The sequence below is a fragment of the Pedobacter terrestris genome (genome assembly GCF_052343045.1).
In the GTDB taxonomy this organism is placed as follows: Bacteria; Bacteroidota; Bacteroidia; order Sphingobacteriales; family Sphingobacteriaceae; genus Pedobacter.
Genome location: NZ_CP180264.1, coordinates 2,095,389 through 2,108,124, shown reverse-complemented (window position 1 = coordinate 2,108,124; position 12,736 = coordinate 2,095,389). Strand labels below are relative to the sequence as shown.

Here is a 12,736-nt window from a genome sequence, read left to right as displayed (position 1 = left end):
TTTCAATAGTTTTAGCTAATTGTCTTTTAAGAAATTACCTCTTGATGCATCTTTAATGTTTCCGGTCTGCCGTTTTTGAAAGCTTCGCGGGTTTTCAATCCCAACAACTCAAACATTGCCATATCGTCTCCAAATGCCGGATTGGGCGTAGTCAATAATTTATCGCCTGCAAAAATTGATCCTGCTCCTGCCATAAAACAAAATGCCTGTTCTAAGGTGCTCATTTCATTTCGGCCGGCAGAGAGGCGTACTACAGAATTCGGCATCACAATACGTGCAGTGGCAATCATACGTACCATATCCCAAATAGGCACACGAGGTTGATTTTCTAATGGTGTTCCTTTAACCGGAACTAATGCATTTACTGGAATAGATTCCGGATGTTTCGGCATATTTGACAAGGTTTTAAGCATAGAAATGCGATCTTCAACAGTTTCGCCTAAACCAATTATTCCACCGCTACATACCGTAAGTTTTGCTTTTCTCACATGTTCTAAAGTAGACAAACGTTCATCATATGTCCGGGTAGAAATGATGCGTTTATAATCCTCTTCAGAAGTATCCAGATTATGATTGTAAGCATATAAACCAGCATCTGCCAGCCTTTGTGCCTGGTTTTCGGTTAGCATACCGAGCGTACAACAAACCTCCATATCCATCTCATTTACCGCTTTTACCATTTCAATTATCCGATCAAAATCCCGGTTATCACGAACTTCGCGCCAGGCTGCACCCATACAAAGTCTTGATGCGCCGCCCGCTTTGGCTTTTACAGCTGCAGTTACCACCTGATGAACCTGCATTAATGGCTGAACTTCAAGGTCTGTATGGTAGCGGGCCGCTTGCGGACAATAAGAACAATCTTCTGCACATCCGCCGGTTTTAATGGAAATTAAAGAACTTATTTGTACTTCGTTGTAGTCTTTTGTTGTGCGGTGTATACTTGCCGCTTCATAAACCAGATCTAAAAATGGTTTGTGATAGATTTCAGAAATTTCTTCTTTTGTCCAATTGTGCTTGGTTACGTTCATAACATTCTTCTATTTTCATAACAATAGTTTACTGGCCAGTCCGAGAATTAGCAGAAAGCCAAAAACATCAGTAAAAGTTGTGATAATGATAGAGGATGCAATAGCCGGGTCTATACCCAGCCGTTTTAAAATTAATGGGATACCAGCGCCAGTAACGCCAGCTATTATTAAATTTCCGGTCATGGCCAGAAAAAGAACCAGTCCTAAAATAGGTTGCTGGTCATAAAATATCGCAAAAACCAACATGATTAAGCCATTAGACGCGCCGTTAATCATGCCGACAGTAAATTCTTTTAAAATGGTGCGGTAAGCTTGTTTATCGCTAAGATCATACAAAGAAATACGCCTTACAGTAACAGCAAGTGCCTGCGTTGCTGCGTTTCCGCCCATACCGGCAATGATAACCATGTACGCAGCAAGTGAGGGAATCAGTTTAATTGTTGGATCGTAGTAACGAACAACAGAAGAAGCTAAAAACGCTGTTCCGAGATTGATGATTAACCACGGCAAACGTGATTTTACAGCTTCAACCCAATTACCACTTAATTCTTCATCTTCAGAAACACCAGATATTTTTAAAATATCTTCAGTGCTTTCAGCTTCCAAAACATCGATAACGTCATCAAAAGTAACTCGTCCAACCAGTTTTTGATGGGTATCAATTACGGGAATACTGGCTAGATTATATTGTGAAATAAGGTAAGCAACTTCTTCCTGATCGGTATCTGGATGAACGTAAACCACATCTGTATTTACCAATTCTGTAATTTGAGCATTGTGCCGCGCCTTAATAATATCTTTTAGAGATACAATTCCTTTGAAAACATCGTTCTCATCCACCACGTAAATGGTGTAAAAATCTTCCATCTGCTCGCTCTGGCGGATGATTTCGTCAATAGCATCTTTTTTAGTCAGGTTAATATGCACACAGATTAAATCTGTATTCATCAATCCGCCCGCAGTTTTTTCGTCGTAGGTTAAAAGATTTCGAATATTAGAAGCATCTTCTTCATTCAGATCTTCTAAAATCTCTTTTTGTTCGTGGTCTTCCAATTGCGAGATGATGTCTGTAGCATCATCATAATCCAGCTCTTCAACAATTTCGGTACGCTTGTCCGGGTGAAGTTGAAAAAGTAATTCTTCCGGGTGAGATTCTTCGTCCATCTCTGAGATAATCTCAGATGCAGTATCTGCCGGCAATAAATTGATAATGTGCTGCTGTTCGGTTTTGTCCAAACGCTCAAATAAAATGGCAATTTCAGAGGCATGATAGTCTTCTAAAACTTCTTTTAAAATTTCATCGCCTGCCAAGATTGCATTCTTAACCTTTAAAACATCACTTTTATCAATTTCAAATGATTGCATTTTCCTAACCTTATAAAAACTAAAGCTAAAGTATTATTTTGTAATAAGTGCCAAAAATACAATAATGCTATTTAAACCAGCCTTTTCTCCAAAAATAAACAATTTGAATCACTGCAATTACCGCCATCACCAACCAGGTATATAAATAACCATGCTCAGCGTAAAGCTCTGGCATATTATCTTTTAGTATTTTACCTGTTGCCGGATCTTCCCTGCTAAAGTTCATTCCATAAATACCCGCGATAAACGTAAGCGGAATAAATATTGAAGAGATAATGGTTAAAACTTTCATAATCTCATTCATGCGGTTGCTGATAATGGAGAGATTCATATCAATATTTGCAGATGCAATTTCTTTTAACGACTCAATAAAATCAATAATTTGAATACAATGGTCATATGCATCCTTCATATATGTTTTAGTCAGGTCACTAATTAACGGGCTGTCGCTTCTGATAATATCATTAAGCTTATCGCGCTCTGGCCAGGCTACTTTCCGGATGGTAATTAACGAGCGTTTAATGGCCTGCGTATCGTACATAATCCGTTTATCGGGTTTCTCATACAGACGATCTTCAATTGCATCTAATTCTTCCCCCCAAAAATTAAGCAAACTAAAATAGTTATCAACTACAACGTCCATTATGGCGTACATCAGATAACTTGCTCCGCCAATTCTGATGTTTCCCTTCCCTACTTCCAGTCGTTTACGTACCGGCTCAAAACAATCCTGATAATCTTCCTGAAAAGTAATCAAACAATTATCAAGCAAAATATAAGAAACTTGCTCATTGCAGAGATTTTCTTCTTTATCGAGATATAAATGCCTGCTTACAGAAAAAACATACTGATCATTATCGTATTCATCCAGTTTAGGCCTTTGGTAAGAACTCGTTATATCTTCTAAAACCAATCTGCTGATATTCAGTTTTTCATACAAAACTTCATATATCTTGGTATCTGCCAAACCCTTAATATCAAACCAGTATGAAAAAGTTCTGTCTTGGATAAGCGTATCAATGTTATTGATATTTTTTACCTCCTCTTTCTTGTAAGTTTTCGCGTTATACGTATGTAGGGTGATGATTGATTTTAATGCATCATCATCAATGGCATACAAACCCGGACTTGTACCTGGAGGTGGTACTTTATAATGTTTATGCTTTTGTCTGGGTTTATTTCTGGCCATTTTACAGGTATAATTTGGCTTGCGGGCCTTGGTTAAACAATAAATCAACTATACTCAAATTGGGCAAAAATTGATGTCTATCCTCAAAAACTTGATAATAAGGTTTATTGTTTACAATATCTTCGTTTTTCTTCGGATTCATTACCGAACGGAAATCCAATTCAGATGGGATTTCTTCAACATATTCGATAGTAAAACCTGCCTTAAGACTGATTTTCAACTTCTTATGTAACCATTCCAGCAATTCAAGGTTATAATCAAAAAGAAATTCAAACTTCTGGTTGTAAAACCTGGACAGTTCGTCTTCATAAAACTCAAAATATGCAGAACTGCGGTAACAGCTTTGCAAACTTAGCCAATGTAATCTTTGCCAATTGTGATCGTTGCTAATCTTCACATCTTTATAACTGGTATGCATTTTAGAGCCTTTTACTACAGGCACAGTTAAATCGAGTTTGCCGTTTGGAGAATAAATTGTAGCGCGGTTGCGATACGTTTGTTTAGGAAAATGTTCAAACTTCTCCAATAAAAAATCGGTATTCAGGTTTTTTATCAGACTAAAAAAACCAACAGGTGGAAGATAAAATAGCGGAAGTATTGCTGTATTGTGCATTTGAAAATTTATGTTTGTAGCCCAAACGTTAAAATATCGGCAAAAATACATTTACCTGAGGATTATTCAGATTTTCGCTCATTTATTTTAACACAAAGTATAATTAAAAAACAGATGAATCCTTCGGTCGCGGTAGTAATTTTAAATTGGAACGGAAAAAATTTCCTTAAAGAGTTTTTGCCAAGTGTATTGCGTTCTGAATACGACAATTTGCAAATTATTGTTAGCGATAATGCTTCTACTGATGATTCTGTTGCTTTTATAGAAGAGAACTTTCCCTCTGTTAAAATCATTTCTAACGATCTGAATTACGGTTTTGCCGGCGGTTATAACCGTGTTTTGGAACGTGTGGAAGCAGATTATTTCATTTTGCTGAATTCTGATGTAGAAGTTGTTCCGAATTGGATACAACCTGTAATTAATTTAATGCAAAACGATCCGACAATCGCAGCGGCGCAACCTAAAGTCAAATATCAGCTACACAAAAATCAGTTTGAATATGCCGGAGCAGCTGGCGGCCAATTGGATATTTATGCATATCCTTTTTGCAGAGGCAGGATTTTTAACGTTTACGAAATTGACAACGGCCAGTACAATGATACGCGTGAAATTTTTTGGGCAAGCGGCGCAGCTTTCTTTATCAAAAGCAAATGCTGGAAAGAAGTTGGCGGTTTAGACGCAGATTTATTTGCACACATGGAAGAAATTGATTTGTGCTGGCGACTAAAAAACCGGGGTTATAAAATTATGTTTTGCCCAGAAACTGAAGTTTACCATGTTGGTGGCGGCACTTTACAAACCGAAAACCCGTACAAAACCTATTTAAACTTTCGCAACAATCTGATAATTATGCAGAAGAATTTGCCTGCGGGCGATGCTATCTTCCGCATTTTTATCCGCATGTGCATAGATTTTATTGCATGGTGGCATTTTTTACTATCCGGCAAACCGAAATTTACACTTGCCGTTAGTAAAGGACACTGGCATTTTTTGCAGGCCATTACCAAAACAAACAAAAAACGCGACCGTAAACAAATCGCTTACGCCAAACATGCTGGTGTATACAACAATAGCATTGTCTGGGCATTTTTCATTAAGAAAATTAGATTTTTCTCGAAATTGAAATAGAAGATAACTATTTCAGAAAATTCTATTACGATGGAATGATCAGGCTTTCAATAGCCAAACGATAACCCTTCATCCCGAAACCAGTTAACACACCTTTACAATTTTTTCCGGTCAGAGAAACATGGCGGTATTCTTCGCGCGCATAAATATTTGATACGTGAACTTCTACAACCGCAGTATTAATTGCGGCAATTGCATCAGCAATAGCAACAGAAGTATGCGTGTAACCGCCAGCATTTAATACAATTCCGTCATACGTAAAGCCAACTTCATGCAATTTATTAATGATCTCCCCTTCTACATTGCTTTGAAAATAGTCGATATCAATAGTCGGATATATTGCTTTTAATTCCTCAATATAGGTTTCTATACTCGTGCTTCCATAAATTGATGGTTCGCGTACGCCAAGTAAGTTTAGATTTGGGCCGTTGATAATCTGTATTTTCATAATAATGGAATTTGATCTGCAACAGCAGAGCGTAAAACGCCTGTGTGCAGCTTTGTGGGGCAATTATACGCAATGATCTGAAATATTTTTACGTGACGTTAAAATTTACTTTAAACTTTACGTGCATAAATTTTCATCTTTGTTTCAGTTCCAGAAAGAAGAAACGCATATGTGGCAGCAATATATTAAAGGATTTAAGGCATATTTAAAACTGGAACGTTCGCTTTCAGATCACTCCGTAAAAGCGTATTTAACCGATATTGAAAAACTTTCGCAGTATTTTCAGTCAATAAACCAAACGCCTGCGCCTTCAGAAATTACATTTACAGATCTACGCGCATTTATTAGCTGGATAAATGATTTGGGTATGCTGGCCAGCACACAAGCAAGAGTTATTTCTGGATTGAAAGCTTTCTGGCATTATTTACTGTTAGAGAACCTGACAGAAAATGATCCATCGGCATTGCTTGAAGCACCAAAAATTTCCAGGAAACTGCCAGATACCTTAAATATTCATGAGATTAATACATTGATTGATCGGATTGATGCATCTAAACCTGAAGGAATCCGGAACAAAGCAATTATCGAAGTTTTGTATGGTTGTGGTTTACGTGTTTCAGAACTAACCGATTTACGAATTTCGGGGCTTTTCCCGCAGATAGAATTTATCAAAGTAATTGGAAAAGGAAACAAAGAACGCTTAATTCCGATTGGAAGCACCGCGCTTAAATTAATTTCGATTTACATTAAAGAAGTGCGCGTACATGCCAACATCAAAAAAGGCAATGAAGATTTTATTTTTCTAAACCGGTTTGGCGCCAAGCTATCTAGAATTACCATTTTCAACTTAATTAAAACGCTCGCCGCAGAAACTGGAATTAAAAAAAATATTAGTCCACATACATTAAGACATTCTTTTGCTACACATTTGATAGAAGGTGGAGCAGATTTACGTGCCGTACAAGAAATGCTTGGGCACGCCAGTATTACTACAACAGAAATTTACACCCATTTGGATCGGGACTATCTTCGTGATGTAGTTACCCAATTTCATCCACGGGCGTAATGACTAAAAGCAGCACAGCATACGATCGTTGCCTTGCATATCTTTTCGCAATTCAATGTTTTTAAAGCCTTTAGCTTTCAACATCTCAATCATTTCTACGCCCAGATAAGAATTAATCTCGAAAAAAAGTTTTCCATTTTCGCAGAGATTGGTTTTGGCCAGATCTGCAATTGCGCGATAAAAAACCAAGGGATCATCATCAGAAACAAACAGTGCTAAATGTGGTTCGTGTTCCAGAACATTTGTATGCATATCGCGCTTTTCCAAATCGCGGATGTACGGTGGATTGCTCACAATGATATCAAACTTTCTTTCGCTGTCAAATTTAAAAATATCTGCAAGCTGAAAATCAACTTTCGCATGTAGTTTTTCGGCATTTTCTTGGGCAATCAAAATAGCTTCTGGCGAAACATCTATAGAAAGAACTTCAGAATCCTGAAGGTTTTTATTCAATACAATCGGAATGCAACCTGTTCCGCTACCAATATCCAGTATTTTTAGGTTTGTTTTACCTACGTAAGTTTCAGTAATCCAATAAATTAATTCTTCAGTTTCTGGTCGTGGTATCAACACATTTTTGCTCACTTTAAATACTAAGCCATAAAAATGCGCTTCCCCAAGAATGTGCTGTATTGGGCGGCCGTTTTTGAGTTCATTTAAAATATTTCTTAACGCATTCAGTTGATCTAAAGGCAAAAAAACAGGCTTTAACATACGCAATTTTGTGGTAGATACTTCCAGAACATGTTCAGCAGCAAGACTAAACAATTCTTGAGCTTCGCTATCATCATACAAATGCCGCAATTCTAATACAAAATGTTTTTCTAGTTCTCCGAGTTTCATCGGTGTAAAATTACAATTAAAGGTCAGATCCATTCTAATTTCGGACAGTCGTGAATCAATTTTTTCTATTTTTGCATCGATGACCAATGAATTTTACATGCAGAGGTGTTTGGAGCTTGCAGCTCTGGGCCTCGGAACAGTTAGTCCCAACCCGATGGTAGGCTGTGTAATTGTTGTAGATGGAAAATGCATTGGCGAAGGTTATCACCATGCTTATGGCCAGCCGCATGCAGAACCTACTGCAATAAAAGCTGTTTTTGATGCTTTTGGTACTGAAGCTGATGAATTACTTAAACGTGCAACCGTTTATGTTAATCTTGAGCCTTGCGCACATTTTGGAAAAACGCCTCCATGCGCCGATTTGTTGGTAAAACATCAGGTTAAAAAAGTCGTTATCGGCAACCGGGATCCCTTTTCTGCTGTAGATGGTAAAGGAATTGAGAAATTAAAAAATGCCGGAATCGAAGTAGAAAGCGGAATCTTAGACGCCGAATGCCGGTTTTTAAACAGACGCTTTTTTACACGAGTGCAACAGCAACGCCCATACATTATTCTAAAGTGGGCAGAAACTGCTAATGGATATTTTGCGCGCAATGACGGCCATCAGAAATGGATCAGCTCACCGCTGGCAAAACGCCTTGCGCACAAATGGAGAACAGAAGAAGATGCCATTTTAATTGGTAAGCAAACAGCAATTGTAGACAACCCGCAATTGAATGCACGCGATTGGACTGGAAAAAACCCAACAAGAATTGTAATAGACAGGAATCTTGATATCCCGCTTAGCAATCACATTTATAATAAAGAAGCCAAAACAGTTATTTTAAACGAAGTAAAAACAGATGTAATTAATAATATCCATTACATTCAAATGGAAGACATGTTGTTTTATCTTCCCCAAAAAATATTGTTTCAGCTCTATTTAATGGATATTCAATCAGTAATTATTGAAGGTGGCGCTAAAATCCTAAAACATTTTCTAGACAACAATCTTTGGGATGAAGCACGTATTTTTACCGCTCAAAACAGTTGGACCGAAGGCATTCAATCGCCTGGAATAAACGGAAATTTGGTTGAACAAATTGCTGTTGGGCCAGACAAACTATCTATCTATATAAACGACACAAGAAAATGATATTCATTCTTTTAAGCATTTTATGCAGCGTTACTGTTGCCATTTTATTAAAACTGGCCAAACGGTACCGAATTAATATTATACAGGCTGTTACAGTAAATTATTTGATAGCAGCTGCGCTTTGTGCGTTTTTCTTTAAACCAGATATAAGCCAAATAAATGCAACCGCGCCCTGGCCAATTTTTATTGCATTGGCCGTTTTATTGCCATCGGTTTTTTTATTCCTTGCCGCCTCTGTAAAAAACCTGGGTATTGTAAAAACCGATATCGCACAACGCCTGTCGCTTTTCATCCCAATTTTAGCGGCTTATTTTATTTTTGATGAAAGTTTTAATGAACTGAAAATCGTTGGAATAGTTCTTGGCTTCGCTGCCATTGTACTGACGTTATTGCGAAAAACCGATCGAACGTCATCTGGCCGCTGGATTTATCCGGTTACGGTTTTTATCGGTTTCGGCGTTATAGACGTATTGTTCAAACAAATTGCCTTATATAAAGCGCTGCCTTATACCACTTCGTTATTTACGGTATTCGTACTGTCTTTACTCAGCTCCTCTATTATTGTTGCGGTAATGGCGCTTACCGGAAAAACGAAATTGCAATTGGTCAATTTTGCCTGTGGCGTAATTCTGGGTGTATTTAACTTCGGAAATATTCTTTTCTACATGAAAGCACACAAAGCACTGGCACAAAATCCATCAACGGTTTTTGCGGCAATGAATTTTGGTGTAATCATCGTAGGTACATTAATTGGCGTAATTGCATTTAAAGAGAAACTATCTAAATGGAATTATCTGGGTATTATACTTGCACTTTTGGCGGTAACCTTCATAACTTTATCTCAAAATGCTGTTCGATGATACCTACAAAACCATCGAAAAACCTTCAGAAGGTATTTTTCGAGATAAAGGAAGTAAATTCATTGCGTACGCATATCCAATTTCAACGGAAGATGAAGTAAAACCGATAATTGCCGGTTTGCGTGCAGAACACGCGAAAGCAAGGCATTTTTGTTATGCATACAGGTTAACACCAGATAGAAAAGTTTTCCGCGTGAATGACGATGGCGAACCTTCAGGAACGGCTGGTCGCCCGATTCTAAATACATTACTTTCTGAAGATGTTACAAACCTTTTAATGGTTGTTGTCCGTTATTTTGGTGGCACATTATTGGGTGTTCCGGGTTTAATAAATGCGTATAAAACGGCCAGTATCGAGGCGCTAAAAGCTGCTAAAATTACCACCAAAACCGTTAACGATATTTATGAAATTCATTTCGATTACCTGCAAATGAACGATGTAATGAAACTGACAAAAGAAGAAAATCTTTTGGTTTTAGCTCAACAATTTGATACCAATTATTTACTGCAATTTGAAGTACGGAAAGCACAGCTAAATACAGTTCTAAATAAATTTGATAAAATTGAAGGCGTAAAACTGAAATATTTACGTACCGCGTAACGGTTAAAAACCAAAGCACATTAGAACAACCAAATATGAAAATATCAAAAAGCGACCTGATAATAAATCCTGACGGGTCTATATATCACTTAAATTTACTGCCAGAGGATGTCGCGTCTACAGTAATAACAGTTGGCGATCCAGATCGCGTTGGTGAAATTACCAAACATTTCGATTCTATAGAAATAAAAAAAGGAAAGCGAGAGTTTATTACGCATACTGGTTTTCTTGGCAAGAATAGAATTACGGTACTCTCAACAGGTATTGGAACAGACAATATTGACATTGTTTTAAATGAACTTGATGCTCTGGTGAATGTAGATTTTGATACGCGCGAAGCAAAACCAGAACTTACGTCACTAAACATTATACGAATTGGAACTTCGGGTGCAGTACAAGAAGATGTACCGATGGGCACCATTTTGGCATCATCATATGGTTTAGGAATGGATGCATTAATGAATTATTATGTTCAAAACCCTAGTGATAATGAAAGTGTTTTATTAAAAGAGATTAAGAATCACTTTAGTCCTGTCAATGGAATTGTTCCTTATCTAACTGCCGCATCAGATACTTTACTCCATACAATTGGCAAAGACTTAACACACGGGATTACCATTACGGCGCCCGGATTTTATGCGCCGCAAGGCCGATTGGTGCGTGCAAAAAATTCTGTTCAGGATTTTATCGGAATAATAAAAAGTTTTCAATCAAACGGAAATAGAATTACAAACCTGGAAATGGAAACCGCCGGAATTTACGCTTTAGCAAAAGTACTTGGCCACCATGCGCTTTCTATCAATGCAATTTTGGCTAGCCGTGTTAAATTTGATTTTAGTACAGAACCGGATAAAATTGTAGAGAAGGCAATCAAAATTGTTTTAGAAAGACTTTAACAGAAATAGGGTCAGCAAATTAGATTTGCTGACCCTATTTTTCCATTGTGCTTCTCACAACTAAATTGCCGGAATTTTCTCTTCCAGCAAAACATGCTGTTCGCTATCCAAATATTTGCAGTTTTGTAATTCGGTATCTATTACCCATTTTTCTACACCAGCATCTGCTGCTTGCTTACAAAAACTAAAATAATCAGACTCCCCTTTCTGGTGAATTTCTAAAGCATGTTTAAGCTTCTCAACTGAAGATTCAGTATTGACGTTTAGTTCTGGATAACCCTCTGGACTTGATTGTACAGATTTACCAGCATCATCAAAATAAATCGACAAGCCATCTTTAACGTAGAAATCGTTACGCGTAACGCCCATTTTTTTTAAAGCTTGTGTAAACTGCGGAAACTCCGCTCCACTTTTTACCTTTGATGCTTCTGCATTAATATCTTCAATCGTGAACATAATTATTTGTTTAAAGAAACCTTATATATAGTGGTTTGCGTATACAAATCTTCTGGTTTTAAAATCGTGGACGGAAATGCCGGAACATTTACAGCGTTAGGATGATGTTGAGTTTCTATGCAAAATGCATCGTCTCCAACATATTCTTTGCCCCCTTTTCCATTTCTAGCCCGAAGATATTTTGCCGTATACAAATGCGCCACAGGTTCCGTGGTGTATATATCTAACACTAAACCGCTTTCCTCTTCAATTGTTTTGGCGGCAAGGGATAAATCGCCGTAAGATTTGTCCAAAACAAAAGTTTGATCATAGCCATCCTCCGGGTTCCAATCTTTACCAATGGCTTTCCTCTGTGTAAAATCTAATGGAGTACCAATCACTGGAATTAAATTTCCGGTAACACAAAAATTCTCGTCTTGCTCAAGATAATTTTTGGCAAAAATCTGCAAGGTGTGATCTTTAATGTTCCCAACCTTTGGAGATAAATTGAAATAACCATGATGTGTAAGGTTGATTGCTGTTGCCTGGTCGGTTTCAGCTTCATAACTTAAAATCAGTTCGTCATTATCTGTCAGTTCAAAAGTAAGATCCACGATTAAATTTCCCGGAAAATTCTCCTCGCCATCTGCACTTTCGTATTGTAAGGTCACTGCCGCGTGTGGTTCTTCACTGGTTTCTATCACATCCCAAACCTTTTTATCAAAACCAACGAGACCGCCGTGTAAACAATCGCTTCCGGTATTCTGTGCAAGTTGATAGTCGTTTCCATCGATACTAAATTTACCCCCTTTAATGCGGTTTGCATAACGCCCAACTACAGCACCCATTAAAGAATTGTTTTTAATAAAATCAGCACTAATGTATTGTTCAAAATCCTCAAAGCCCAATACAATGTCCTGCATTTCACCCTGTGCATTTTTTACAATAAATTTATTGATAGTTGCGCCGTAATTGAAAATCTTAACGTAGGTACCTTTATTGTTGGTTAATTCAATTGCAATGATCTCTTCATCATCAACAATATTACCGGTAGATATTTGGTTTACTCTCATAAATTGTAACTTAGTCTTTTGTTTCAAAAGCAAACTTACTATTATTACAATCT

The 12,736-nt window shown here is 37.5% G+C and carries 14 protein-coding genes; 6 read left to right on the top strand and 8 right to left on the bottom strand.

Features of this window, described 5'->3' with window-relative positions; translation table 11 throughout:
* Positions 1-26: 26 nt before the first annotated feature.
* The 4 genes from bioB to ACJVDH_RS09115 form a co-directional block, all read right to left on the bottom strand.
* Positions 27-1,031 (bottom strand): biotin synthase BioB, encoded by a 1,005-nt coding sequence (gene bioB, locus ACJVDH_RS09130; RefSeq protein ID WP_443947257.1) that lies wholly within the window; start codon positions 1,029-1,031, stop codon positions 27-29.
* A gap of 15 nt (positions 1,032-1,046) precedes the next feature.
* Positions 1,047-2,396, bottom strand: coding sequence for a magnesium transporter (mgtE, locus tag ACJVDH_RS09125; protein WP_443947256.1), 1,350 nt, complete (start codon positions 2,394-2,396; stop codon positions 1,047-1,049).
* 67 nt (positions 2,397-2,463) lie between these two features.
* Positions 2,464-3,585: a magnesium/cobalt transporter CorA gene (corA, locus tag ACJVDH_RS09120; RefSeq protein ID WP_443947255.1), complete on the bottom strand. Its 1,122-nt coding sequence runs from the start codon at positions 3,583-3,585 to the stop codon at positions 2,464-2,466.
* A gap of 1 nt (position 3,586) precedes the next feature.
* Positions 3,587-4,198, bottom strand: coding sequence for a WbqC family protein (locus ACJVDH_RS09115; RefSeq protein WP_443947254.1), 612 nt, complete (start codon positions 4,196-4,198; stop codon positions 3,587-3,589).
* A gap of 114 nt (positions 4,199-4,312) precedes the next feature.
* Between ACJVDH_RS09115 and ACJVDH_RS09110 the strand changes: the two genes are divergently transcribed.
* Positions 4,313-5,326 carry a glycosyltransferase family 2 protein gene (locus ACJVDH_RS09110; RefSeq protein WP_443947253.1) on the top strand — a complete coding sequence of 338 codons (1,014 nt, stop codon included), beginning with the start codon at positions 4,313-4,315 and terminating at the stop codon, positions 5,324-5,326.
* Between the two features lie 25 nt (positions 5,327-5,351).
* On the opposite strand, the gene aroQ is transcribed toward ACJVDH_RS09110, so the two are convergent.
* A complete protein-coding gene (gene aroQ / locus ACJVDH_RS09105) occupies positions 5,352-5,774 on the bottom strand; it encodes a type II 3-dehydroquinate dehydratase (protein ID WP_443947252.1) in 423 nt (140 codons plus the stop codon).
* 169 nt (positions 5,775-5,943) lie between these two features.
* On the opposite strand from aroQ, the gene xerD reads away from it, so the two are divergent.
* Positions 5,944-6,840 carry a site-specific tyrosine recombinase XerD gene (xerD, locus tag ACJVDH_RS09100; protein ID WP_443947615.1) on the top strand — a complete coding sequence of 299 codons (897 nt, stop codon included), beginning with the start codon at positions 5,944-5,946 and terminating at the stop codon, positions 6,838-6,840.
* 3 nt (positions 6,841-6,843) lie between these two features.
* Here the strand turns inward: xerD and prmC are convergent, their stop codons facing one another.
* Positions 6,844-7,683 (bottom strand): peptide chain release factor N(5)-glutamine methyltransferase, encoded by an 840-nt coding sequence (gene prmC, locus ACJVDH_RS09095; RefSeq protein ID WP_443947251.1) that lies wholly within the window; start codon positions 7,681-7,683, stop codon positions 6,844-6,846.
* A 79-nt stretch (positions 7,684-7,762) separates the two neighbouring features.
* Here prmC and ribD point away from each other — a divergent pair, with 79 nt between their 5' ends.
* Genes ribD through ACJVDH_RS09075 form a run of 4 tightly spaced genes read left to right on the top strand, consistent with a single transcriptional unit; the run spans position 7,763 to position 11,175 of the window.
* Positions 7,763-8,818 carry a bifunctional diaminohydroxyphosphoribosylaminopyrimidine deaminase/5-amino-6-(5-phosphoribosylamino)uracil reductase RibD gene (ribD, locus tag ACJVDH_RS09090; protein ID WP_443947250.1) on the top strand — a complete coding sequence of 352 codons (1,056 nt, stop codon included), beginning with the start codon at positions 7,763-7,765 and terminating at the stop codon, positions 8,816-8,818.
* Positions 8,815-9,678 (top strand): EamA family transporter, encoded by an 864-nt coding sequence (locus tag ACJVDH_RS09085; protein ID WP_443947249.1) that lies wholly within the window; start codon positions 8,815-8,817, stop codon positions 9,676-9,678. Before ribD ends, ACJVDH_RS09085 begins: the two co-directional genes overlap by 4 nt.
* Entirely contained in the window at positions 9,665-10,279 is a 615-nt protein-coding gene (locus tag ACJVDH_RS09080) for an IMPACT family protein (protein ID WP_443947248.1), read from the top strand. Before ACJVDH_RS09085 ends, ACJVDH_RS09080 begins: the two co-directional genes overlap by 14 nt.
* Before the next feature lie 35 nt (positions 10,280-10,314).
* Positions 10,315-11,175, top strand: a complete 861-nt coding sequence (locus ACJVDH_RS09075) for a nucleoside phosphorylase (protein ID WP_443947247.1) — start codon at positions 10,315-10,317, stop codon at positions 11,173-11,175.
* Positions 11,176-11,235: 60 nt separating this feature from the next.
* On the opposite strand, the gene ACJVDH_RS09070 is transcribed toward ACJVDH_RS09075, so the two are convergent.
* Positions 11,236-11,631 (bottom strand): DUF1398 domain-containing protein, encoded by a 396-nt coding sequence (locus tag ACJVDH_RS09070; RefSeq protein WP_443947246.1) that lies wholly within the window; start codon positions 11,629-11,631, stop codon positions 11,236-11,238.
* Between the two features lie 2 nt (positions 11,632-11,633).
* Complete coding sequence (locus ACJVDH_RS09065) at positions 11,634-12,683, bottom strand: aldose epimerase family protein (RefSeq protein WP_443947245.1); 1,050 nt, start codon at positions 12,681-12,683, stop codon at positions 11,634-11,636.
* Between the last annotated feature and the right edge of the window lie 53 nt (positions 12,684-12,736).